The following is a 24,678-nucleotide window of genomic DNA, read 5'->3' as shown; positions in this document are numbered from 1 at the left end:
TAATTTTATTAAGATAATGAGTCAAAGTTCACAATGACAACACTTTTTAAAAAAGACTATTCGATTATTGTCTCGCTTCTTTTTTTAACTTTGGTTCCTGGCATTGCGGGTTTCATTCGTTTCACTCAATTAACAACTGGCGTTGGTTATACTGTGGAAAATCAAAGGTTTTTTAATGATCCGATACCTGTTCTCATTCATATTGTAGCAGTGATTTTCTTTAGCATCTTAGGAGTGTTTCAGTTTTCACCGGGGTTGCGAAAGAAATATACCAGCTGGCATCGAATTTCGGGAAGGATTCTCGTTTGTATGGGACTTGTCTCCGCATTATCTGGTTTGTGGCTTACTATTTTTTATCCAAGAGTTCCAACTGATGGAGATTGGCTGTTTGGAATTCGTTTGGTGGTGGGAGTTTGGATGACTCTATGTTTAGTGGTTGGTTTTTCTTTGATTCTTCAAAAAAAGATCACATTACATGGTCATTGGATGATTCGTGGTTATGCGATTGGGATGGGTGCTGGCACACAAGTGTTTACACATTTACCTTGGTTCCTTTTTGTTGGTGGTGATCCTTCCGGAATTCCACGGGATTTGATGATGGGAGCAGGTTGGTTGATCAATTTTTTATTTGCAGAATGGATTGTAAGGAAGACCAGTCGGTGAACCTGGATTTAAGTTTATGTTAAGTATCATCATTCCAACTGACAATGGAGAAAATTCACTTTTCCAAGAATCTCTTAAGGACTTTGTCAATCGCCAGGATCTCGAAATCATTCTTGTAAGTCAGTCGGAAGCAGTCAAACGAGCAGAAAGATTAAATATCGGATTTCATAGATCCAAAGGTGAGGTGATCCTTTTCCATCACCCGCGAACAAAACTTCCCAAAGAAGCCATTGAACACCTAATCCAAATCAGTTGCGCGAGCGAAAGGCCGATGATTTGGGGTGGATTTATCCATCAATTTGATAAATCACATTTTCTCTTGAGATTTATATCCTGGTATTCCAATTTTATTCGTTTGAAGTGGCAAGGGATTGTTTATCTTGATCATTGTATTTTTTTTGATCGTAAGTTTTGGAAATCGGATCTAAGTTCTGAATATCTATTTGAGGATACAGAACTGAGCATTCAGTTTCGAAAAATTGAACAGCCTGTTTTATTACCTTATCTTGCTATTACGTCAGCCCATCGATTTGAAAAAAACGGGATATTACAACAGGCGTTCATCAATCAAATTTTAAAATTGGGATATTTTTTACGACTACCTTCTTCTTTTCTTTTTTCTCTATACCAAAGATAAATTTGATTTGGATTAGGTTGTGTTGTGACAGTTGTTGCATCCAAATGGGTTTCGATGTTAGAGTCTAGGATTGTTGTTCAAATAAAGATACAATTTTGCAATATAATGGACTTTATTCCCTGATTTATAGATTCGCAAATTGATTCTGAAGCTGACTCTTGAAACTATAGTATTTTAAAAAAGGAACTATCGAATGATGAAACCATACTTTTTAATTCTCATTTTTTGTTTTAATTTATCGGTATTTGCTGAGACAAAAACCATTTATGAAATTTGTCAGCCAGAGATTGCCACTTACTGTAAAGGTATTAAACCCACAAAAGCTCGGATTTTACAATGTTTGAAAGAACGGGGGAAAGATCTTTCCGATGTTTGTGAAGCAGCTCAGAGTGCACTTTCTGATACAATGAAAACTAAGTCACAAGGTTTTTGTAAGGAAGATGTAAGTGAATATTGTCGATGGGTCATCCCAGGCGGTGGACGTATTTTAAAATGTTTGTTTGAAAATGAATCAAAAATCTCAAATCAATGTAAGGTCGTTTTAAACGAAACATGACAAACGTTAGGGATACGTAGGGCTTGGTCTGCCGAGAGGCAGACGGGAGCGTAAGCGGACCCCGAAGGAGCCCGGCCCTGCCTTGATGGAATTTGTATTTAAGGTTGGATTGGGAACGCAACACAAAAGGTCATACAACTCTTCCTTCTGTGTTACGTTTATGATACTACGATTTTTTGTATCAGTTCAAAGATGGAAATCTCCATTTGCTTCCGGTTGGTATTTGATATTAGTGATTTGGAATTGGTTTTCTCCGCCGGGAACTTTCCATTGAATCACATCTCCAATTTTATAACCTAAAATTGCAGTTCCCATCGGTGCTAAAATAGAAATTTTGTTTTCATTTGTATTGGCATCCTCAGGAAAAACTAATCTAAATTCTTGAAACTCTAGTTCTTCTAGGTTTTTGATTTCAATTACTGAATTCATTGTCACAAAGTTTGATGGGATTTTTTGTGAGTCCACTTTTTGTGCTCTTTCCATTTCACCTAATAGATCTTTTACGTTAGCATCCATTTTGTTCCTTTTAGTATACTCCTGAATCATTGATTTGAGTCGTTCATAATCATAATGAGTCAAACAGATTTTGTTTTTAGTATTCATTCTAATACTCCTTTTAATTTGTGCAAAACTTTATACTATAAATAAACTGCTGGCGTTGTCAAGGGATAATGGGCAATGGGTGTTTGTAGACTTGCAAGCAATTCGAACTTGACAAAAAAATAAAACCAATTATTGTTGCTATAGCAACATATGTCGGATTCATTTGATTTAGAGAATTCATATGCTTATTTAATTTATCGAACGGTTCGATCTTTGCGGCGTCAGTTTATGAGATTGGCATCTGCAAATGGGTTGGAGTTATTTCCGGAACAATGGTTTGTTCTGGTTCGTTTGATGAAACAACCTGGTTGTAGCCAATCGGATTTGGGCAGGGATTTTGATGATAGACCATCTATGGCGCGAGCACTTCGGAATATGGAAGAAAAAGGTTGGATTAAAATCCAGACTGATTCAGAGGACCGTAGGAAAAACCAAGTTTATCCTACTAAAAAAGGTTCAGAAATCTATCACTTGATGGTGTCTGTTGTTACAGAAGAACGGAAACGAATGTTTAAAAAACTTTCCTCACAGGATTTTAAAACATTCAAACGAATCATCGATCAAATTTATGAAGAATCAATGGATTGATTTTTTTATTTATATTGTTGCTATAACAACAATAATTGATCTTAAAAATTGAGGTTTTATTAAGGTATTATAAATTTTAGGAGAAAGGCGATGACAATTCAAACAAAGATGGATGGGGAACAGGATATTTTGAAAAGAGAATTTATTTCTCTTATGAAGAATATTGATGAAAGGAAAGTTTCTGAAGTGGAGTCTGCATTCCATTCAGATTATACTGATAGTGTTTCTATCAAAGGAAGTGGTTCTATATTTAGTTCCGATAAAACAAAATACATAGAGTCTCTGAAGGAAGGAAAAATTGGTGGTGTGGAAAGAGAAGTGAAAGTTCATTCGATTGAATTTTTGGATCAGTTTGGATTTGTAAAAGCGGATTTGGAAAGTAAGGTAATGAAATTCCAATCTGTTTATACATTTTATAATGATCAAAATGGCTGGAAGATAATCAAAGCGGTTGTAGTTGCTGAAAAAAAGTAATTTAGTTCAACCATGTCCAGAAGGTTTTTGGTTTAAGGGAATGGAACCGGACTGAAAAACCTTTCTGGATTCTTTTACCGTTTCTAAATGAATGAGTTCGTTTAAACCATTTTGATAATCGATAAAAAAGTCATAATCGATCGAATCCAAGTTGAATTCAGTTTGTAAGATTAAAGTTTTTAGTTCTTCACTCTCAAAGACTGTGTTTGAGACAAGTATCTTTGTTGGTTCATTTGGTTTTGGATTTTTATTTGTAGTATATTCTTTTTTAAAGATCCACTCTTTTAGAAAAACTCGCCTCGGGCCGTATACACGAAAACGAAGTGCCCTGAATAAATCTCCCGTCGGGAAAGAATGGTCGATTCCTATACTTTGAATTTTGATTAATACTTGATTGTTGTTAATTTTCGTTGCGCTGACATCAAAAGAGTCTGAAATTAATTTTAAAGTATGTCCTCCGGGAAATGAGTGAGATTCTTTTTTTCCACTAGAAAGATGGCATGACTGGCAAGTTTTTTTGTTTGATGATTTGTTTTTTATCCATTCCTTGTATGTGTCTTGCATGGCTACCATGGAATATTCAAAGGAATGATTTTTTTCGAGAGACTGTGATGTAGGAAATGAAAATTGATGGCAATTGGCACAAAACTTTGATTCGTTCATCATTTCTACTTTTGTATAGTTATGTGTAAGTGAATTTAATTTTGGAATTTGCCCTGTTAGAATTTTACCCTCTCGTACATGACATGTGATACAAGAAACACCGTCTTCCTGTTGGATTCTTTTTAACTGATTTTCTTTTGATTTTATTTGTTCACCTAACAAGGGAGCGTGGCAGTTCAAACACCAGTCCATTGGTTCAATTTTGAAACTAGTTTGAAAAAGTTGGTTTGTATAAGCTTCTTTATGGCGAGATTTAGACCAATTGAGATAAATTTGTTTGTGGCAGGTTTCACATGATTGGTTAGTTTCTAATAAATTATTTGTTTTTGAGTCCCAAATAGAATCTTTTGTGAGTGAATACCCTATAGGATTCACTCCATTCGTAAATCTTAACGTATTTTCATCGTTTTGATTTTTACAACTAATTGTGAAAGTGGTTGTTAGGCCCACAAACAAAGTAACGGAAAAAAACGAGATTAAGTGATAACTCATTGAGGGAGTTAAATTTTTGATCGTATCAACTTCCCAGATTTTAATGTATATTTGTAGGTCTTTTTCCCAATTTTTAAAATGAGATTTGGTGATTCAATGTTCATTGAACATGTAGTATTTTCATTGGCCTGGTCCGTATTGGAAGATAAATCAAGAACCTCTTTGTTGTTAATGGTAAAGCTACATGAGTTGGGTGAATAATCATTAGTTTCCATTTGCAAAATCTGAACAAATTTTGAATTTTGAAGTGAATAGATATGAAGGGAATAATCCGCTCTCCCCGATTTTGTTGATTTCCACTCAGAAATCCCATCTCCATCTATATCTATAATTTCGCTGTCTGAATAGTTTTCTGTAAGAACATAAAAGTCATTTGATACCTGGCGTATTAATTGTCTCGGTTCCCATTCAGCATTATAACTATTGTCTAATTTTTTATAAGAAACATCCCAAACTTTGTTGAGTTGGTTATCATTTAAAGGTAATTGATTTACTTTTAAAGTGGATACATCTTCTAAAGGGTTTTCGTTTTGATTGTGAAGGAATTGAATCAGCGGTAATTGTTCTTTTTCCGGATAATCAGCAAGAGTTTTCTCATACAGTGAATCTTTGACATATTCTAAATCATTGGAAGAAACCCATCCAGATAAGTTTCCTTCGCAATCTCTTGAATTAATACTATAATAACAGAATTCGCGTTCAAGGTAGTAATAAGTTTCTCCTTCTACGACTGCTTTTTTCAAAGCTGGGAACCGTAACCCTGATTTTGTATGTTTTAACAATGATTTGGGTGCTCCGAAATTATCCGAATCATCTTTGTCGGTTAGTTTTACTTTGTTTGGTTCGAGCCAAAATGTTGGTTGGTCTTGTGTTAGAACAACAAATCCTGATATAATTTCTTCATTTGTTAAGACCGCTTCGGTTTCATCTTTTACTTCTCTTAAGAATCCCCCGTAACTAAAACCGGAAATACCAGAATTTGTTTTTACTTGGATCCAACTATCCCATTTATCCTCAACTTTAAATTTATGTGCAGAAGATCCGAATGCTGTGATAATTTCACCGTTCCGTAAAGATGTAATTACTTTTGCTGACAATGAAGGTAGTTCTCTCAATCGAAGGGAACTTGCAGTGACAACCATTTTCCATTCTGTGAGATTGGGTATGATGACAGAAAACTTTAATCGAATTTCTTCTTCATCTTGTGATACGAATCCTATTTGTTGATTGGTTCTGATTTTATACCAATTCATATAGCGATCGTTAGCTTCATTTTTAATGTTTTTTTCTAAAACTTCGACTTTGGTTCCGGGTGTAAGTCTTAAAGTACACAAAGACAGAACCGAAGGACTTTGGTGTAAACAAACATCACCGAAGACATAACCTTCGCCAATTGGTGCCAACGTCTCTTTAGGTTTACAACTGAACATGAGCGAAAGCAACAAACAGAAATTGAAAATCAACAGTATCTTGGATGGTTTCTGCACGGTGGGTCCTCTTTGTCGGGTAGCTGGATGATTCTATGGGCAAAGAATGATGGGAATCAATTTCTTTTTGAGACATTGTTCGGGACTAAAATCAAAGTTCAGCACGATTCGTCGTAAATCTTCTGACAATCTTTCCCTTTTTCTCGTACAACTCCGATTCGATTTCGGTTTTCAAACGGTTCGGCTTTTTTTATTTGCCAGGAAACATGAGAATCAATATTTGTTTCCATTAGAAACAAAGGATACAAAGTATGTTTCCAATACAAATAATCGAAACCAAAATGACTCCTCCTAGTGCAAACCTTCTGGCCTTATTTTTCGCTATTTTCGTAGCATTCGGGCCACTTTCTGCTAAAGAGCCCGTGAAAGCTACGTCTTTGCGAATGGATGACATCCTCCGGATGGCGTGGGAAAACCAGGTCAGTTTACAGACCTTAAAATTGCAGTTAAAGACCACAAACTATGATTGGGAAAAAGCAAACGGAGCTTATGCCTGGACGACGGAGGCGAAGGGGACGGCAAAGAACACAACAAACTTTAATCTTCCGCAATACGCCATCCAAGGAACAAGAATTACAGATAACAGTCTGCAGGCGGGAATCAACAAGAAGTTTAGCACAGGGACAACGTTTGGAATTGCAGTCATTGACAATCGTTTTGAAACAAATGCCGGTAAAACGCAGAGTTCGAGTGGATTCTCCAGTTTTGCACAACCTTCTTATCATTTTGCCACTGTAGGTATCAATATTAGCCAAGATCTCTTAAAAAACTTTTTTGGTTATCAGGATCGATTAAAATTAGCAACTGCTAGACGGTCATCTTCCATCCAAAGATTGAATACATTGGATTCTTTATCTAAAAGTTTGGTGAACTCATTAATTGAATTCTGGAATTTGAGTTTATCGGAAGAGATTTTAGAAACAAACTCATCGCTTCTTGGAAATGCAAAAACGATTAGGGATATTTATTCTAAAAAAGCAAACTTTGGCTTTGATACCACTGGTGATATTCACCAATGGAATTCTATTGTTCTTACTGCCACAAGTGCTGTCAAAAATTCAGAATTAGAAAGAAACAAAAATAGACGGGATTTACTTGCTTCACTTGGAAGGGAACCAGAAGAGAATTTTTCGTTTTTACCCGTTTTGATTGAAGAAAAAATTGCGGTAACCTCTAATTATGAAGAAGAGGTACACACTGCTCTAGAAAAAAGATATGATGTAAGAGCATCACTTTTGCAACTCAAAAATTCAGAAGATAACTTTAAGTCAGCTGATAATGGTTTATTGCCAAAGTTCTCTGTTGGTGGAACTTACAATTTTAAAAATTATGACCAACAGTTCCCGCAAGACTTCTATGGAATTCTAGGCGGAAGGTTCAATCAAAACACCGCTGAGTTTAAGTTGGAATATCCTTTAGGAAATGAGATAGCAGAAGCTGAATTTAAAAAAGCCGAATCAGAAAAAAGACAAGCACAGTTAGAGTGGATTGAAGCTCAAAACAAAGTAAGAGCTGATTTGTTATCGAAACGAGAAAATCTAACTATCAGTTATGAACTCTTTTTAGAAGCCAAAAAAAACAAAGAGGAAAGTAAACTTTTTTACGATAAAGCTTTATCCGCTTTTCGTAACGGAAGAGGCACTTCTGTTATCTTAAGAAATGCAATGGATGCCTATGTTCGGTCCCAATCGAATCATTCACAATCTCTCATTACTTACAATATTGCAATCGTTCAATATGAAATATCGAAAGGAACGTTCTTTGAGAAGTATTCTTTAGATCCTGAACAACTAACATTACTTAACGAAGAGGAAAACAAATGAATTTAGCAAAATTATCAATTCAAAGGCCTGTATTTATTGCCTGCACAGTAATTCTGATTGTTGTGGTTGGGATTGTGAGTTTTGGAAAACTCGGAGTTGAAAACTTTCCGGATATGAGTATTCCTACCATATCGATTAATGTGACCTATCCAGGTGCTGCTCCGAATGAAATCGAAACCTTGGTCGCTAAACCCATTGAAGATGAACTTTCTACCATTTCAGGATTAAAGAAGCTGAGATCAATTTGTAACGAAGGATCGGCAGTGATTGTTGCTGAGTTTTCTTCGGAAACTGTAATTAGTTATGCGGAGCAACAAATTCGCGACAAAGTTGCTTTTGCCAAGAAAAAATTGCCAGCAGAGCTAGAAGAACCGGTGATCAAACGATTGGATCCAGCAGACCAACCGATTTTAAGTATTTCCCTTCAATCCAAATTAGGAGACAATGAGTTTTATGATTTTGCCTCCGAGACCATTAAACAAAGGTTAATCTCTGTAAACAATGTAGGATCTGTAGACATTGTTGGAGGAAGGAAAAAGGAAATTTGGGTGGAGCTGGATCGAAATCAATTAAAATTAAGGAATTTGTCAGCTTCTCAAGTTTCACAGAAAATTGCCGCAGGTGGTGCGAATATTCCGGCCGGAAAAGTTCGCGGGGAAAATTCTGATTTATCTTTTCGAACGATTAACGAATACCGAAGTTTTGATGAAATTCGGAATGTTCCCATTAGTTTTTTAAATAACGAAATACCCATTCAATTGTCGGATGTGGGTCGGGTTCTTGTGGGTTCGGAAGATGTGACTTCCCTTGCGTATTGGAATGGAAAACCAGCATTGTTTTTACTAGTTTATAAACAATCGGGAGCTAACTCTGTGCAGGTGGCTGAAGGAGTGAAGAAGAAAGTAAGTGATCTGCAGAAAGAATTCCCTGATGTAAGTTTTGATTATTATAATGATTCTTCTAAAGTGGTAAAAGATAATGTTTGGGACGTAGAAGAATCTATTTATATTGGAATTGCACTGACTATCATTGTGGTTTTATTCTTTTTAGGAAGTGTTCGTTCCACTCTGATTACAGGTCTTGCGTTACCCACTTCTCTCTTGGGTTCCTTTATCCTTATGGGTATTGCTGGATTTACAATCAATCAAATGACTCTACTTGCACTTTCTCTTGCCGTTGGACTTCTCATTGATGATGCGATTGTGGTCAGAGAAAATATCCATAGGCATAAAGAAATGGGAAAAGATAGTAAACAAGCAGCCCTAGATGGAACAAAAGAAGTCACTCTAGCTGTTCTTGCTACTACATTTGCAATCCTTGCTGTGTTTGGGCCGATTGCTTTTATTGATGGTGTGATTGGACAAATTTTACGCCCTTTTGGACTTACCGTATGTTTTGCCTTGCTCATTTCCTTGTATGATGCTTTAACCATTGCGCCGATGATGTCGGCTTACTTTGGTGGGGAACACAATCCAAAAGAAAAAGGAAAAATGGAAAGGGTTCTTTCAGTTCCTTTAGAGGCCTTTGACCGATTCCAGGAAAAATTAACCAATGGGTATGTAAAAACTTTAGAGATTACAACCAAATACCCGTTATCTATTTTGGCGATTGCTTTCTTTATATTTGTGAGTAGTATCTTTGTTTCTAAAACATTAAAATCAGAGTTCATTCCCACACAAGATTTAGGACAATTTACGGTGACCTTTGAATTACCACCAGGTTCTAGTGTTGAAGCTACCAAAAAACTAAATGAAGAAGTAAATACACTTTTGCGATCAAAAAAGGAAGTGTATTTGACTGCTGGATATGTAAAACAAAACAAAATTGATATTTATGTGGAACTTGTATCTTCTAAAAAAAGAAAACTAAATACACCTCAGTTTAAGGAATATATTAGAAAGGAATTGGTTCCTTATGCTGATGCAAAACCTATAGTTAAAAACTATGATGCAATCGGGGGTGGACAACGATCTTTTTCCTTTGTTATTACAGGGAATGAACCAGAAAAGGTGGAAACATATAGTAAACTTATCTTTGAAAAAATCAAAAAAATTCCTGATTTAACAGATCCAGATATCAGTTTAAGAGATGGTGCTCCTGAATTCAAAATTGTTCCGAAAGGAGAACAAATTGTAAAGTTAGGTGTCAATCCACAATCTCTCGGTAAAGAATTAAGAACCATAGTGGAAGGAGATACCTCTGCCGTATTTCGTGAAAATAATCTCGAATATGATATTCGTGTTCGTATGTTAGAAGATCAGAGAAATATAGAAAAGAATTTTAAACAAGTGATGGTTCCGAATATCAACGGTTACTTGGTTCCACTTTCTTTTGTAACTTCTGGTGTCGCAACGACGGGGCCTGCCAGCATCCAAAGACAAAACAGAAGTCGTTCCGTTGAAATTTCAGCAGATACAAATCCTAATGGACGCGGGTCTGGATACTCAATGTCCGAATTACAAAGGATACTGAAAGAGGAATTACCCCTTCCCGATGGACTCAAACTGTCCTATAGTGGACAAACAGAAAATTTGGAATCCACGGGAAAAAATATGGCGATAGCCCTTGGCCTCGGAGTTGTGTTTATTTATCTCGTACTTGCTTCTTTGTATGAAAGTTTTATCATTCCGATCTCTATTTTGGTAGTGATTCCCTTGGCAATGACTGGTGCATTTTTCGGACTTTTTCTTACCGGAAAATCGATGGATATATTTGCTAACATTGGAATGATTTTACTTTTTGGATTGGCTACTAAAAATTCGATTCTTCTCATTGATTTTGCGAAAGACTTACAAAATACTGGAGTGGATACAAGGACTGCGCTCATCGAAGCGGGTAGGGCAAGGTTACGACCGATTTTAATGACATCAATTGCACTCATCGCTGGTATGTTGCCTGTGGTCATTGGACTGAATGAAGCTTCGAAACAGAGAACCAGTATGGGAGTGACTGTAATTGGAGGATTGATTTCTTCCACGATTTTGACTCTCTATGTGATTCCAGCGGTCTACCAATATATAACGCGATTGATTGATTCTATGAAACAGAAGAAAAAGTGAGGGATTTCAATTTGGATCCGGTTCAGATTAGAATATTAGAAAAAGCAGAAGAGCTCTTCTTAAAATATGGATATTCGAAAACAAAAATGGAAGAGATTGCTAGTTCTCTAAAGATCAGCCGTAAAACTTTGTATAAATATTATTCCAATAAACAAGACCTTATGGAATTTTATATGGATTATAAACAAACTGAGATTCAAAAGATCATTCAGGAAATTGCTAATGATGAAACTCTCACGGCGGTGCAAAAGTTTTCTAAAATGCACCGCTCACTTGTGGAAGAATCTCCTTACGTAATGAATGATTTGTTTATCCGAGAAATTTCAGAAATGTTTCCACAACAAATGGAACGATTCAAAAAACGAAGAGAAAAAGAAATTCCGGAATCTATTGGAAAGATTTTTAATATGGCAAAGGTGAGAGGTGAACTTCGGGATGGATTTATGCCTGAAGTGGCTGTTCATCTTTTTCTTTCTTCTATAGAGATGATTCTTAGTAATAAAAATTCGATTACAGTTCCTTTGAACATTCATGAGTTTCAATTGGAGGTTGTGAATGTTATTTTTTATGGGGTTTTGAAGAGGTAGAAGTTAACTCTTTATAACGAAAACAACTTTCTACATGGTCATTGACAAGCCCACATGCTTGCATATGTGCATAGATGACCGTACTTCCCACAAATTTGAATCCACGTTTAATTAAATCCTTACTTAAGGCATCGGATTCTTTTGTTGTTGCCGGAACTTCTTTTAAACTCTTTCGTCGATTCTGAATCGGTTTGTGGTTTACAAAACTCCAAATGTAAAAATCAAAAGATCCAAATTCTTTTTGGATTTCTAAAAATCGTTTTGCGTTGTTGACAGCTGCAAATACTTTCAATCGATTCCTTACAATAGATGGATCCAAAAGAATTTTTTCTAGTTTTTTATCAGTGAATTTGGCGACCTTTGTCGGATCAAAGTTTGCAAAAACTTTTCTATAACCTTCTCGTTTTTTAAGGATAGTTGACCAACTGAGTCCAGCTTGTGCACCTTCTAAAATCAAAAATTCAAAATGTGTTTTGTCATCGTGTACAGGTACACCCCATTCTTCGTCATGGTATTGGATGTATTGGTCAAATTTCAAACACCAGGAACATCGTTCCTTTTCTGTATGCGTTTTCATTTCATTAAAGATCCATTAGACAAACAAGCGAAACTCTATAAGAAATCGATTGGTTTGGTATCTAACCATAACTTAGGAATTGTACGGAAGTAGTCAATGCAATTGTAATGAATGTTTGCATCATGAAATTGGAATATTCAATGAGGAATCCGCACCAAAAAGAGTAAAAAAATTATTGCCTTAAGATTCTATTCCTTGGTATATTTACCCTCTACGAAATTGGGAAAGTATAAGGAGTGGATATGAATCGATTTTTAATTCTAAAGTTACTGGTGGTTTTTCTTTTTTCTCTCTCTCCCGTGTTTGCTGAAGAATGTGAGGAAAATGATCTCTCCTGCCAGATGCAAGGCAAAGTAGAAACTGCGGAAAATGAACCAGCACTAAACCCAGATAAGGTGGAAGATAAAGTACATAAACTTTGTACCAAAAAACCAGACAGTACTAAGTGTTTGAAAAACCCTGATTGTTATTGGGACTCTACAGTAAAGGGTGGAAAGTGTAAGGGAAAAGGCCACCCGTAAAAAGATTTTAACAAGGGATTTCGTTCTTTGGGAATCCCTTGTTGATTAAGACCACTCATTTCGATTTTATAATCGATAAGTGAAATATCGGTTCTGTTTTGTTCCTTGATATTCACACGGAATCAATTGAATCTTTTTCTCCCATTTAGACCTGAGAGAAAGTTTTCAATACTTTCATCTCTATCCTTTAGTTTATCAAAAAGTATTCCATAATGATTTGTTTTGATTTCTTTTCCAATAGAATAAGGAATTCGGTTTAACATAGATTCGAACGATTCTTTTGGTAGTAAATCATCGTTCGGAAATAAGTTCATCTCAGTTGCGCGAAGGATGAGAGTAGGAGATTCAATCTTTTCAAATTCTAGATGTTTGTTCTCTTTGACTTTTGAGATTACTTTTTTGGGATTTTGGATTAAATTTTTGAATATTTTATGAAAATACATAGAACCCCCCATCTCCTTCAATTCTTCTTCCATCACAAATCCAGGCATGTGACAGACAAATCCATCTTCTTTTTTGTCTAATTCCAATCGAAAGTATTCTTCTATTTCTTTTGACCAGTGTGGAACAAGAGGGGAGTTTTTGATTAGTTTCAAATATTCAGATACTGATGGGTAGGTAATATCTAATCTTTCAAACGATTGTTTTAAGACTTTTAGAACTTGTATTCGTTTTAGTAAGCTGAGAAGTCCACCTCCATCCATTAAGATCATTGCTTTTACAAGTTCCGGGTAGGCAATCGCATAACGTAGAGCAATCATACACCCGAAAGAATGCGCAAAAAAGATTGGATTTTTAATTTTATAATGAGCAATGATACCTCTCAAATCTTTGATATGGTTTTTGAATCCATATCCGGATTTTGGTTTATCTGATTTTCCTCGACCTCGTAAATCATAAGATAAAACTCTATATCCGAAACGGTTCAATCTTTCTGCCAAAGGTTTCATAGAGTATAAATTCCCAGACAAACCGTGAAGACAAACAATGGTTTGTTTGGTACCATGCCAAAGGCCTACACGAATATTAATACCATTTGTGGTGATCACCTCTTCCCTATATTTTTGGGGTTTGGTTTTCTTTGTTGGTTGTCCCATAGGATCGACTTTAAATAAATTTCCGTTTTGTCGTAAATGAAAATCAGGAAATATTTATATGGGCTTTGTTTCATTCGATATTATTTTTGATTTTCCTTAACTTCTTATTTTTTTCGTAACCAAATTGTAATACAAATTAATTAAATAGAATTTCTCTAAAACGATTCCGTTTGAGATTATGAGTTCTGTCGGTTCTGATATTTTTGGTTCGGCAGTTTTCTAGTAATAGAATGAGGGTTTGTAGGTTAATTATTGATGCTTAGAGGAATGAAACGTCTCAATCGATACGAAAATAGAATTTTAAAGATAGTAAAGTTAGGTGGCAAACTAGTTCGCTTCCGACAATATGGGTTCTCAACAAAAACGGCTGAAGGATTTCGTTTTCCCATTTATGTTTTAGAAATTGGAAAAGAAAAAGCTATTAAACGAAACGTAGCCGGTCTTGTCGCCGGAGTACACGGACTTGAAACAATTGGAATTCGTGTTTTATTAGATTTTTTAGATGATCTCTTCGCTCGTAAAACCTCAGATTTATATAAGGAAATTAGAGATGGAGAATTAGGAATTGTTTGTATTCCTATTTTAAATCCTGGTGGGGTTGCAATGAAACGTAGGTCGAACCCTGGTGGGGTTGATTTGATGAGAAACTCCGGTGTGGAAGCAGTGAAAGCACCTTTCTTTTTTGGCGGACATAAAATTTCGAATTTGTTTCCGTATTATAGAGGTAATGTCTTACAATCTGAATCTAAAGTTTTGGACAGATTTTACGCCGAATATCTGTTACCTGCAGAAAATAAAATGATTCCTGTGATTGATATTCATTCCGGCTTTGGTGCAGTGGACCATGTGTGGTGGCCTTATGCGGGAACACATGAACAGTGTGCTGACGAGACTTTATTCCAGAATATTGCAAATTACCTGACAACAAAGTTTAATCATATTTTGTATAGGTTTGGTCCGCAAAGTGAGACATATACAACTCATGGTGACCTCTGGGATAGATTGTACAACGAATACCAAAAAATAAAACCTGATACTGATATTAACGGATCTAGATTTCTTCCTTTAACCTTGGAGATTGGAACCTGGTCCGACATTCAATTAGATCCTTGGAAAATATTTCGTAAACGTGGTATTTTTAATCCAACGAGAGAATTGAAACAAGAATCCATCATTAGTCATCGGAAATTTCTGACTGACGTTTTGCGATTAGCAAAAATAAAACCAATGGACTTGGTTTGAAATTTCTACTATAGAGTCATCGGTAGGGAATTTAACTGATTTCCCTACCAAGAAACTTTCCTTTGCCTAACAAATATTGGATGGCTCGTTCTACATTTTCAATTTTAGTTTTTTCTGATTTGAGTCCAAAGATATATCGCATCAATTCGTTTTGAAGTGAAGGGCTTAAACTTTCAAACTTAGCTTTTGCCTTTTTGTTTTTTTCCAGTGCCGTTTTTAACTCCAAAGATACGGGGTGTTCTTTTTTTTCTGGATTGAATCTGATTTCAAACTTGGCACGGTCCCCCACTTCTTTTTTTGCCGTAGATCGCATAGGTGTGTTTAAGTAGAGTCGCCAGTAGCCGCTATACTTAACGAGTGTTTGCGTAAACTCAAATCCTTCTATTTTGATATGGACTCGAATTTTGCCTTTGTTTGTCCCTGCTTGGAGCATTAACGATTGCAAAACGGAGTCAGGTAAAAAAACAAATGGATTGATGCCAATGATTTCGATTTTGGCTGAAAATGGTAGGTAAGAATAATCTAACATTTTGTTTTGGTATGAAATAAATTAAGTCTTAATCAATCATAATTTCTTTCTATGTAGCGAATTCTTTTGTGATTAGAAGATTTTATCTTCCTTATTTCCTAAATAATCACTTTACCACAATCCAAATTCTGTTATAGTTTGTCCTCTAACTAATCCAGATTTTTTGGGTTCGACAGAATATGTATCAAATTAGTGAAGTATTGAATCTTGTTTTTGATAGCATCGGGTTGTTGATTACCTTACGTTTACTTTGGTCCGGTCTCATTCCTAAATTCTATTTTTTAATTTTTAGTTTTTTCTGTGTTTGGCTCAGTAATATTTTTACGGTCGTTGAAGGTTTCTGGTTCCCAGATTTTTTTAATATTTTGGAACATTCATTTTATTTTATTTCCTCTCTCTTTTTTTTAGTGAGTTTGAAAAAAGAAATTTTGGTGTCGTTACGTTGATATGAATTTTATAGCACTACTCAATCTTTTGTCTTTATTTGTCTACGTGGTTGCATTTTTTATCATCATCAAAAATTTGATTCGTAATCCGAATTATCGCGGAGAAGGGATGTTCGTATTAATTTTGGCAGTGATCCCTTGTTATGTAAGTATTTCAAATGTCTTTGAACATGGATATTCAATCGATTATTTTGATGAATATGAAGGTTTTTTTAAGGATTTGTATGCAATGTTTTTTCTAATTTTTTTGTATGTTCATTCTGTGAAAAAGGAACAAACTCAAAGAATAGAACATGAAAGACAAATCAAATCAGATTTGAAACTAAAATCAAAACTACTAACGGAAATTCATCACAGAGTAAATAACAATTTACAGATCATATCTGGACTTTTGGCAATGCAGGCCGAATCGGAGAATGATCTAAAGTTAACTTCTTCTTTAGGTTTGATTCAAAATAGAATTATGGCTATTGCATCGGTCCATAAGATTATCTATGGATCACCTAATTTATTATATGTAGATTTAAATCTTATTTTTAATTCGATTTTAGGTAATTTGAAAATTACTTATGTGAATGAACGAAATAAAATAGAATTGTATGAATCCATCGAAGACGGTTTGGAGATGGATCTTGATCGGGCCATTCCAATGGGGCTTATACTTAATGAACTTGTTTCCAATTCTTTTCGCCATGCCTTCATGAATCGAAACTATGGGAAAATTGAAGTAAGTTTGGGAAAGATGGATGATTTATTTGTCCTTATAGTCGAGGACGATGGTTTGGGTTTAGGAACCGATTTTTTAGATGGAAAAGGAATTGGCCTTACACTAGTTAAAAATTTAGTGAAACAACTAAGAGGGACATTGCTTACTGAAGAAACAAATGGTACTCGTTTTGAAATTCGATTTCCCATCCTGAATCAGAATCCAATTCAGATTTAAGAACTCCTGTGTCCCATATAATATAGTTACGGTACATTCACTTTCCCCATTATATAATTATCTTTAAACCCGCCGGGACCGTCTTGTACAAGATAGGAGGATATCACAATACATTGGTTATTATAAGCAGTTACATCAAAAGATCTTATATCTGTTTGGTATTCTCCTGCTGCAATCGGAGAGAAAAATTCTATCCAGGAATAATTTGTGGGTCCCGTACCTCCGCTCGGTGTTGTGTTATCAGCATCTAAAGATAAATATTCTTCTGTATTGGTCCCAATGGTTGTTTTTGCGGTATATTGCATTTGATTGCCGACCAAATCGACGACCAAACAATGTTCGGAACAATTGCCTATCGTAGTGGGCGCATTTACACTTCCTGCACAAGGGGATGGCGGTGGCGGTGGTGGAACAGTATCGACACTCCTATTTCCTTTTGCATCTGTTGTTGAACCAACAACAATGATTTTATAGGATGCATTCAATTCAGGAGTTAGGAATAAAAAGTAGTTGAGCGATTCGTTGTATGATGATGCAGAAATATAATTAATTACGTTATAATTATCTGCTGCCATAGTAATGATACTTGGTCTTCCAATGTATGCATCTAATTTTTTATAGGCACTAAGGTCTGAGCCGGCTTGGAATTTTACACGTATTACCTGGTATTCCGTTCCGCCGATGAGTGATCGATTGTTTTCGTAACTTATAGGTGGTAAGGTTATGGAATTTGGAGGTATGTTTGGCGGACTTGGTGGGGTAGTTGTGAACTCTCGTAATGATAAAATTTTTCCATCTTTTTTTACAGTTAAAAAGACTTTGAATTTTTTTGTGAAATCTGAATAAGAAAACACAACTGAATTTGTTTGATATAAATCTTCCTTTTGAGTGATGTGTCCTGAAATTTTGTTAGTTAGTGAACTATAGGTTATATCATTTGGGTTTCCGAAAAAAGCTTCCACAGTTTCCGAGTTTTCTTTTGGATTCTTTAATTTGTATTCAATGAGTATATCTTGAAATTGAAAAATTCCATCTTTTCTATAGAAAGTGGTTACCTGTGCCGTTTGGAATCGATCTTCGAGAGTTGTGTTTGATTGTATTCCTAAAGAGCCTAAGAGTAAAAGTCCAGATAAATCATTTTTTGTTGATTGTCCATTACACGAAATCAGGAAGAATGAAAAAGATAAAATTGGCAAAAAAATAGAAAAACGCATCTCCTTATTTTAACAAGTGGAGGAAATATTTTATTCACTTGTATTGTTGGATTTCCGGGTTTAAGGGAAATTTTTGAAATTACGAGTATTAGTATATTTGAAAGTATTTGCGTTGTCGTGGTATTAGGGATTCTATTGTGAATTTTCGTGGATTACGCTACAATCTTCCTTCGGGTCTAAACTAACCTTCATTCTGTTAGGTTTATAGGTTTAGGATTTCGCCTAATTCCCTGATACAATGAGTTGCCGATTCTCTAAATGGAAATGTTCCTGTAGGATCAATGTAGATGGTTTCTACTCCGGCCGCAGAGCCAGCGTCTAAATCGTAAACATAGTCTCCGATCATAACAGTTTCCATTGGATTGGCTTTCCAAAGATCCATCAAACGAAAGATTCCCTCAGGATTGGGTTTCGGTATGGCTCGTTCTCTACAAAAGATAAAATTGGAATCAAAGTAATCGATAAGGCCAGTTGCTTTCAAAGTTTCGATTGAATTAGAAAAACTATTTCTTGTTAGAATACCTAAGTTGTTTGTTTGTGTTTTGATTTCTTGTAGTAATTCAGAACTGCCAGGAGAGGGAATTGATGACTTTGCAATTTTTAGTTCAATTCCGTTCAGTTGAGTGTGTTTCTTTTCTGCTTCCTCTTTGGAAAGTTTGGATAATGAAGTGAGTATATCTGTATCTAAGGGAATCTCTAATTCTCTTTTGATGGCATCAAAATCATGATTAGCTATGGTTAGAGTGCCATCCATATCGAAGATCCAATTCTTTTTTCTTTTGAAAAAGCTCATTGATTGATTCCTTTATAATTCATTTTTTGAGTTTATATTTCTAAAATTAATTTCTTCTTCAGAGGGAAGTTTTACCAAAATAGGTTGTAGATCCAAAGATTTGATTCGTTTCTGTAAGGAAAATTCCTGATTCCCTGCTACGAAAAGAGACTTTTCCCATGAAGATAATGTCGATGTTGTATAGATTCCGCATAACGGCTCTAAACCTGTTTTTGATTCATAAAAAATTCCAGACACAGGCTTTTGTTGCCCGTGGAATGTATCTAATAATCGTTTTATAGTTCTATCTTCGACGAAGGGGATATCAATCGGCATTACATACATAAAATCATTCCACTCGTTATTTTTTTTTAAATATAAATAAGAAGAGAGGATTCCTTTGAGTGGACCTTCCACGGGAAGATTTTGGTCGAGTATAAGAGATGATTTCGGTAAGTAATTTACGTAAGATTCTACTTGTTCCGCTCTTAGAGAGATATAGATGGAAGAAGTAAATCCATTTAGTTTTTTTAGAATCTGATCTAAAAAATGAGAATTGGAGCCAATCGTAACAAAACCTTTGTCTTCGCCCATTCGAACACTCCGTCCGCCAACAAGTAGTACAAAGGTGGGATCAGTGTTCGTGTGAGTCATGCAAACAACCTTTTGACCATTCAGAACTTCCATCTACATAGTATTCTTTTTTCCAAATAGGAACTTCGTGTTTGACTCGATCAATAATGTAACGGTTTGCTTTGTAAGCTTCGTCTCTGTGGATGGAACCCGTGTTGACTAGAACTGCCACTTCCCCTAAAACAAGTTTTCCTAGTCTATGGATACAATCAGCATATTGTAAGTCCCATTTTTGAAAGGCATCAGCTATGATAGCTGAAATCATTTGATTTGCCATTTCAGAATATGCTTCGTATTCTAAATGAGTGACTTGTTTTCCTTCGTTGATATCTCTTACGATACCTGCGAATAAGACATACCCTCCCATACTGGGAAGTGGTGGTAATTGCAAAGAAAGTTCTAATTTGGTTTCTGTTATGTGTTTGTATTGAGTATTTGTTTCCATTTAACCACCACTTGACGGAGGAAGGATTGCCACCACTGCACCTTCCGTAATTGAATCTGAATCTTTGGCGATGATTTGGTTAATTGAAATGCGACTGATTTTGATTAAGTTAGTGGCCTCTGGATTTAGATTACTAAGATAAGATTTTAATTCTAAAACTGATTTAGCCCCATCAAAAGTGAGTTCTTGTTTGGATGGAAAATAGTCTTTGAGAGCCGCAAACGATAAAAGTTGGATTTTCATTTATCCTCCAATGAATTTCATAGAAAGTTCGGAACCTGTAAATTGTGTTTTTTTAGTTTCCATTGCTTGTTCCAAGACGAAGGGAACGTCGGAAGGTTCGGAAGGAAGATCAAAGGAAGTCTGATCACTCAAACATCCATAAATTCTTCCAAGAGAATCCATCCGAAGTCGATTACACCCTTCGCAAAATGGTTCTGTGTGATTGGCAATAATTCCAAAAATAAATCCTTCATCCGTTATGTGATAGGTGGCAGTGGAATCGGGTGCCGTTGGATAAGGTCTAAAGTTGTATTGGCTGTGGATGGTTTCTCTGATTTCTTCTGCGGAATAAAAACAATTTGAATGTTCTTCTTGCAAAGGACCCATTTTCATAAACTCTAAAAATCGAATGGGGATTTCATTTTCACCAGCCCATTGTAATAAGTTTAAAATTTCTGATTCATTGAAGCCTTTTAAAACTGTACAATTGACTTTGACATCTAATCCAAATGTTTTTGCTTCCAAGATTCGTTTTAATAAACGTTCGACAGGTAACTTGCGATCACTGAGTCTTTCAAAACCACTTTGCGAAAAACTATCTAGAGAAAAGTTCATCCGTGTGAGTCCGGCCAATTTCATTTTTTGTATGAGTCCATCTTCAAAGAATCCATTAGAAGTGATGGCAATTTCATCTATTGAAATTTCTTTTAGTTTTTGAATTAATAAAACAAGATCTTTATGTAGTGTCGGTTCTCCACCTGTTAGGTGAACTTCCTTCAGTTGTATATGGGATGTGAGTAATCTGATTTTTGATTCTAAAAGTTCAGGATTTAGATAATGAATTTTCGGATAGAAGTCAGTTCTGTCCGGTTTGTTTTTTGGTGCACAATAAACACAGGCAAAACTACAATGAGAGAGTATACTCACGCGAAGTACTTCAAATTTTCTCGTATTTGCTTTCACCTTAAAGTCGAGTTTAATCTAGTTTTCTCAATTGAAAACAAAAATAGGAACTTTGATTCGGTTATTAAACTATTTTACCTAAAGGTCAATTTCTCCTTGATTGCGATAAATCTTAAATTCTCCTCTAATTTATGGATACAGACGAGGGACAATTTTTCCAACGCCAAATCCAAGTTCCAGAAATTGGGTCTCTTGGACAAAAAAAATGGCGAGATTCCTCCGTCCTCATTATTGGCCTTGGTGGGCTTGGATGTCCTGCTGCTCTGCAACTTGCTCTTGGCGGAATTGGCCGGTTAGGCCTTGTTGATTTTGATCAAGTGGAAGTTTCTAATCTTCACCGCCAAACATTGTTTACTTTTAAAGACTTAGGCCTTCCCAAAACAGAAGTGGTTTCTAAGGTTCTGTTAGAACATTGCCCTTGGTTACAAGTGGAATGTTTTTCGGAACTGGTTTCGGAAGGGACCAAACCTGAATTCCTTAACGGATGGGATCTTGTTTTGGATTGTACGGACACAATTACATCCAAATATCAGATCAACGAACTTTGTATTCAAAAATCGATTCCCTTAGTCACCGCATCTGTATTTCGTACGAGTGCTCAATTTGCTATTTTTTCTGGAAAAGGACAACCATGTTACCGTTGTTTGTTTCCAGATTTAAAAGAAGGGGATACTTTAAATTGTAGTTTGGGTGGTGTGCTCGGTGTACAAACGACACTTGCCGGTACTTACCAATCCTCCTTGGCGATGCAGTATCTTTTAGATCCAAATTCGACGGATCTATCTTCTGTATACTTTATGGAATGGAATCCACCGACACTCTATCAGTCCAAAATAGAAGCAAATCTGGATTGTCCGACCTGTGGTCATGAAAAAAAAGAAAACAATCTAAGTTTGAATAAAACAGAGATACATCCAAACGAATTCGTTGTTTATCAGAAAAAGGGAAATGTCCTTCTTATTGATGTCAGAGAAAAAGAGGAAACGGATTCTCATCCAATCCCAGAAGTTTTTTTGTTACCTCTATCAGAGTTGGAAAAAGGATTCGTTCCTGAATTTTCATCGGAGTTAACTCTTGTTTGTATTTGTGAAACGGGAGTACGATCTCAAAAAGCAATTTCCTATTTACAAACCACAAATGAGGTTTTTTCACTCAGTGGAGGAAAGCGTGCCTATTTCCAATACTTAAAAAACAATCCGACCTCTTAGGCAGGCTGTTTTTTAATCGATACTTTGATTCCACTAAAGGCAGCATTTCCTGAAAACGCATCAATGGCCTGGTCATCAGTGAGGTCGTTGATACTCGCACCTGAAAACTCGGTAGCAACTTTTTGATTGGTTCCTCCACGGTTGTGTCCAAAACCATGAGGGATACTCACAACACCTTGCATCAGTTCTTCAGTAATTTCTGCATGGATATGAATTTTACCAACAGATGATTCTACTATGACTTCTTCATCATTCAAAATTCCCAAATGGTTGGCATCATTGGGATGGATCATTACGGTGCAACGTGGTTTTCCTGTCATGAGTTTTGGTAGGTTGTGCATCCAAGAATTATTACTTCGTAAATGCCTTCTTCCTATGAGTAAAAAATGAGATTTGTCAGAAGTAAATTTTTCCCATTCGGTAAATTTACTCTTAAGCCTTGGCAGATCTTCTTTTAAAATTTCGGGGAATAGGTGGATCCGTTTGTCTTCTGTGTACAAACGATCGGGAAAACTAGATCTGAGAGGCCCCAAGTCTACACCATGAGGGCTGTTTTTTAGAAGTTCTAAACTCATTTCCCTGTTATGAGGTCCTTTGTTACCATAAGGCCCTGATTTGAGTGCGTGGTCTATAATACTAGCAGGTGTTAGTTTTGTTTTGATGATGTCTTTGGGTAGCTCTTTGCCGGCCCGGGTAAGTTCCAAACGTTTTGTTAGATCAGAAAAAATTTCCCAATCATGTAACATCCCTGGTTCTGGTGTAAAAAGAGGTTGGTTGTACCGTGCTGTATTCCTAACTGCAAATACATTAAAAATTAAATCATAATGATCATGTTCTAAAGCGGAGGTGGGAGGTAAGATATAGTTTGCATGTTTTGTAGTCTCATTCAAATAAAAATCAACACTTACCATAAAATCCAGACTAGACAAAGCTTTATCGAGTTTGGTTCCGTTAGGTGTCGATAAAACGGGATTCCCTGCCGATGTAAAAAGGGCTCGGATTTTTCCTTCCCCTTCGGTAAGAATTTCTTCTGCTAGTGCCGCCACCGGAAGTTCATCACTGAATTCAGGAAGTTTGCGAACTCGGGATTGGTAGGAATTAAAACTTCCAGGTGAGGAGCGCATCACAGATCCTTCTCCAACCAAATCCACCGCAGGGAGAGTGAACATAGCACCACCCTTGTTATCTAAATTTCCAGTAACAATATTGATGACATTGATAAGCCATTGGCAAACGGCTCCGAACTCTTGTGTGGAAACACCAACTCTTCCGTAACAGACGGCTGAAGGTGCATTCGCAAATTCAAATGTGATTCTTTCGATGGTTTCTTTGGAAACACCAGTGATTTTGGAAACTCTTTCCGGGTCGTATTCTTTTGCGACCATTTGAATGGTTTGTAAATCTTCTTTGCGGATCAGGTCATTTGGTTTTGTCAGTTGTTTTTCAAAAAGTACATGGAGGATGGCTAGTAGGAAATAAGCATCAGTTCCTGGTTTGATAAATAAATGTTCGTCAGCATGGGTTGCCGTTTCAGATTTACGAGGATCCACAACCACATACTTTCCACCTCTGTCCTGAATTGCTTTTAATCTTTTTTTAACATCGGGAACACTCATTAAACTTCCGTTAGATGCAAATGGGTTTCCTCCCAAAATTAAGAAAAAGTCGGTATGATCAATGTCAGGTATGGGGACTAGGAGTTGGTGACCAAACATCAGATAGGAAAGTAATTGGTGGGGTAACTGGTCTACTGAAGTAGCCGAGAAATTGTTTTTTGTTTTGAGCCTGCTGGCAAACCGCTGTCCTAGTAACATTGATCCGTAATTGTGGACCGTCGGATTTCCATTATAAATGGCTACAGAATCACTTCCGTATGTGTTTTGGATTTTTACAAGTTGTGTAGCAATATCGGAAAGGGCTTCGACCCAGGAAACAGTTTCCCATCCAGTTTTCGTTCTTTTTTGAGGGAGTTTGATACGATCGGGGTCTTGGTAAAGGCTTTTGAGTTCAGGTCCTTTCGGGCAAATATGGCCTCGACTAAACTGATCTTCCGGATCTCCTTTGAATCCTTGGATGGAGCCATCTTTCAATTCGATTTGTAGTCCACACATTGCCTCGCACAAACTGCAAGACCGGTAATGAATTTGGTCCATAACTCTCTCCTAAGACAAAGATCTTAAGAGAGAGTTTTTCTTTAGACAAGTTTAAAATGAGTCTATTTCTCTCAAAAATCG

26 protein-coding genes are annotated in these 24,678 nt (G+C 36.1%); 13 read left to right on the top strand and 13 right to left on the bottom strand.

Annotation, left to right across the window (positions count from 1 at the left end; genetic code table 11):
• The first annotated feature begins 33 nt into the window (after positions 1-33).
• The 3 genes from EHQ49_RS09930 (at position 34) to EHQ49_RS09920 (ending at position 1,856) form a co-directional block, all read left to right on the top strand.
• The gene (locus tag EHQ49_RS09930; protein WP_135578930.1) at positions 34-663 is read left to right on the top strand and encodes a DUF2306 domain-containing protein; all 630 of its coding nucleotides are present in this window, start codon (positions 34-36) and stop codon (positions 661-663) included.
• A 16-nt stretch (positions 664-679) separates the two neighbouring features.
• A complete protein-coding gene (locus tag EHQ49_RS09925; protein WP_135578928.1) occupies positions 680-1,300 on the top strand; it encodes a glycosyltransferase in 621 nt (206 codons plus the stop codon).
• A 193-nt stretch (positions 1,301-1,493) separates the two neighbouring features.
• Positions 1,494-1,856: a cysteine rich repeat-containing protein gene (locus tag EHQ49_RS09920; RefSeq protein ID WP_244241430.1), complete on the top strand. Its 363-nt coding sequence runs from the start codon at positions 1,494-1,496 to the stop codon at positions 1,854-1,856.
• 186 nt (positions 1,857-2,042) lie between these two features.
• Here the strand turns inward: EHQ49_RS09920 and rnk are convergent, their stop codons facing one another.
• A complete protein-coding gene (rnk, locus tag EHQ49_RS09915; protein WP_135578924.1) occupies positions 2,043-2,459 on the bottom strand; it encodes a nucleoside diphosphate kinase regulator in 417 nt (138 codons plus the stop codon).
• A gap of 150 nt (positions 2,460-2,609) precedes the next feature.
• On the opposite strand from rnk, the gene EHQ49_RS09910 reads away from it, so the two are divergent.
• Both EHQ49_RS09910 and EHQ49_RS09905 read left to right on the top strand, forming a co-directional pair.
• Entirely contained in the window at positions 2,610-3,047 is a 438-nt protein-coding gene (locus EHQ49_RS09910) for a MarR family winged helix-turn-helix transcriptional regulator (protein ID WP_135578922.1), read from the top strand.
• 90 nt (positions 3,048-3,137) lie between these two features.
• Positions 3,138-3,521: a nuclear transport factor 2 family protein gene (locus EHQ49_RS09905; protein ID WP_135578920.1), complete on the top strand. Its 384-nt coding sequence runs from the start codon at positions 3,138-3,140 to the stop codon at positions 3,519-3,521.
• Between the two features lie 6 nt (positions 3,522-3,527).
• Here EHQ49_RS09905 and EHQ49_RS09900 read toward each other — a convergent pair whose 3' ends face one another.
• Positions 3,528-4,676 carry a multiheme c-type cytochrome gene (locus EHQ49_RS09900; RefSeq protein WP_135578918.1) on the bottom strand — a complete coding sequence of 383 codons (1,149 nt, stop codon included), beginning with the start codon at positions 4,674-4,676 and terminating at the stop codon, positions 3,528-3,530.
• A gap of 8 nt (positions 4,677-4,684) precedes the next feature.
• A complete protein-coding gene (locus EHQ49_RS09895; protein WP_167483004.1) occupies positions 4,685-6,079 on the bottom strand; it encodes an SH3 domain-containing protein in 1,395 nt (464 codons plus the stop codon).
• A gap of 335 nt (positions 6,080-6,414) precedes the next feature.
• On the opposite strand from EHQ49_RS09895, the gene EHQ49_RS09890 reads away from it, so the two are divergent.
• Genes EHQ49_RS09890 through EHQ49_RS09880 form a run of 3 tightly spaced genes read left to right on the top strand, consistent with a single transcriptional unit; the run spans position 6,415 to position 11,632 of the window.
• On the top strand, positions 6,415-7,986 hold the full coding sequence (locus EHQ49_RS09890) for a TolC family protein (protein ID WP_135578914.1): 1,572 nt from the start codon (positions 6,415-6,417) through the stop codon (positions 7,984-7,986).
• Entirely contained in the window at positions 7,983-11,045 is a 3,063-nt protein-coding gene (locus EHQ49_RS09885) for an efflux RND transporter permease subunit (RefSeq protein ID WP_135578912.1), read from the top strand. The genes EHQ49_RS09890 and EHQ49_RS09885 overlap by 4 nt, the downstream gene beginning before the upstream one ends.
• 11 nt (positions 11,046-11,056) lie before the next feature.
• The gene (locus EHQ49_RS09880) at positions 11,057-11,632 is read left to right on the top strand and encodes a TetR/AcrR family transcriptional regulator (protein ID WP_135578910.1); all 576 of its coding nucleotides are present in this window, start codon (positions 11,057-11,059) and stop codon (positions 11,630-11,632) included.
• Here EHQ49_RS09880 and EHQ49_RS09875 read toward each other — a convergent pair.
• Positions 11,604-12,209: a DNA-3-methyladenine glycosylase I gene (locus EHQ49_RS09875; protein WP_135578908.1), complete on the bottom strand. Its 606-nt coding sequence runs from the start codon at positions 12,207-12,209 to the stop codon at positions 11,604-11,606. The two genes, EHQ49_RS09880 and EHQ49_RS09875, sit on opposite strands and share 29 nt — an antisense overlap.
• Positions 12,210-12,451: 242 nt before the next feature.
• On the opposite strand from EHQ49_RS09875, the gene EHQ49_RS09870 reads away from it, so the two are divergent.
• A complete protein-coding gene (locus tag EHQ49_RS09870; protein WP_135578906.1) occupies positions 12,452-12,730 on the top strand; it encodes a hypothetical protein in 279 nt (92 codons plus the stop codon).
• 122 nt (positions 12,731-12,852) lie between these two features.
• On the opposite strand, the gene EHQ49_RS09865 is transcribed toward EHQ49_RS09870, so the two are convergent.
• Entirely contained in the window at positions 12,853-13,827 is a 975-nt protein-coding gene (locus tag EHQ49_RS09865; RefSeq protein WP_135578904.1) for an alpha/beta fold hydrolase, read from the bottom strand.
• 255 nt (positions 13,828-14,082) lie between these two features.
• On the opposite strand from EHQ49_RS09865, the gene EHQ49_RS09860 reads away from it, so the two are divergent.
• Positions 14,083-15,069, top strand: coding sequence for a M14 family zinc carboxypeptidase (locus EHQ49_RS09860; protein WP_135578902.1), 987 nt, complete (start codon positions 14,083-14,085; stop codon positions 15,067-15,069).
• A 31-nt stretch (positions 15,070-15,100) separates the two neighbouring features.
• On the opposite strand, the gene EHQ49_RS09855 is transcribed toward EHQ49_RS09860, so the two are convergent.
• Positions 15,101-15,598: a YdeI/OmpD-associated family protein gene (locus tag EHQ49_RS09855; RefSeq protein ID WP_135578900.1), complete on the bottom strand. Its 498-nt coding sequence runs from the start codon at positions 15,596-15,598 to the stop codon at positions 15,101-15,103.
• A gap of 179 nt (positions 15,599-15,777) precedes the next feature.
• On the opposite strand from EHQ49_RS09855, the gene EHQ49_RS09850 reads away from it, so the two are divergent.
• Positions 15,778-16,044 (top strand): hypothetical protein, encoded by a 267-nt coding sequence (locus tag EHQ49_RS09850; protein ID WP_135578898.1) that lies wholly within the window; start codon positions 15,778-15,780, stop codon positions 16,042-16,044.
• Position 16,045: 1 nt separating this feature from the next.
• Entirely contained in the window at positions 16,046-16,987 is a 942-nt protein-coding gene (locus tag EHQ49_RS09845; protein WP_135578896.1) for a sensor histidine kinase, read from the top strand.
• Between the two features lie 26 nt (positions 16,988-17,013).
• Here the strand turns inward: EHQ49_RS09845 and EHQ49_RS09840 are convergent, their stop codons facing one another.
• The 6 genes from EHQ49_RS09840 to EHQ49_RS09815 form a co-directional block, all read right to left on the bottom strand.
• Complete coding sequence (locus EHQ49_RS09840) at positions 17,014-18,201, bottom strand: hypothetical protein (protein ID WP_135578894.1); 1,188 nt, start codon at positions 18,199-18,201, stop codon at positions 17,014-17,016.
• Between the two features lie 202 nt (positions 18,202-18,403).
• Positions 18,404-18,994: an HAD family hydrolase gene (locus EHQ49_RS09835; protein ID WP_135578892.1), complete on the bottom strand. Its 591-nt coding sequence runs from the start codon at positions 18,992-18,994 to the stop codon at positions 18,404-18,406.
• Positions 18,995-19,006: 12 nt separating this feature from the next.
• Positions 19,007-19,627 (bottom strand): molybdenum cofactor guanylyltransferase, encoded by a 621-nt coding sequence (locus EHQ49_RS09830; RefSeq protein WP_135578890.1) that lies wholly within the window; start codon positions 19,625-19,627, stop codon positions 19,007-19,009.
• Positions 19,608-20,051: a molybdenum cofactor biosynthesis protein MoaE gene (locus EHQ49_RS09825; protein WP_135578889.1), complete on the bottom strand. Its 444-nt coding sequence runs from the start codon at positions 20,049-20,051 to the stop codon at positions 19,608-19,610. Before EHQ49_RS09825 ends, EHQ49_RS09830 begins: the two co-directional genes overlap by 20 nt.
• Positions 20,052-20,294, bottom strand: coding sequence for a MoaD/ThiS family protein (locus tag EHQ49_RS09820; RefSeq protein WP_135578887.1), 243 nt, complete (start codon positions 20,292-20,294; stop codon positions 20,052-20,054).
• The gene (locus EHQ49_RS09815; protein ID WP_135578884.1) at positions 20,295-21,236 is read right to left on the bottom strand and encodes a radical SAM protein; all 942 of its coding nucleotides are present in this window, start codon (positions 21,234-21,236) and stop codon (positions 20,295-20,297) included.
• 131 nt (positions 21,237-21,367) lie between these two features.
• On the opposite strand from EHQ49_RS09815, the gene EHQ49_RS09810 reads away from it, so the two are divergent.
• Complete coding sequence (locus EHQ49_RS09810; protein ID WP_135578882.1) at positions 21,368-22,444, top strand: ThiF family adenylyltransferase; 1,077 nt, start codon at positions 21,368-21,370, stop codon at positions 22,442-22,444.
• Here EHQ49_RS09810 and EHQ49_RS09805 read toward each other — a convergent pair.
• On the bottom strand, positions 22,441-24,597 hold the full coding sequence (locus EHQ49_RS09805) for a molybdopterin-dependent oxidoreductase (protein WP_135578880.1): 2,157 nt from the start codon (positions 24,595-24,597) through the stop codon (positions 22,441-22,443). The genes EHQ49_RS09810 and EHQ49_RS09805 overlap by 4 nt on opposite strands.
• Between the last annotated feature and the right edge of the window lie 81 nt (positions 24,598-24,678).

The sequence above is a fragment of the Leptospira perdikensis genome, assembly GCF_004769575.1.
GTDB classification, from domain to species: Bacteria; Spirochaetota; Leptospiria; order Leptospirales; family Leptospiraceae; genus Leptospira_A; species Leptospira_A perdikensis.
Note: the sequence above shows the minus strand (reverse complement) of the source record. Positions and strands in the feature narration are given on the sequence as shown.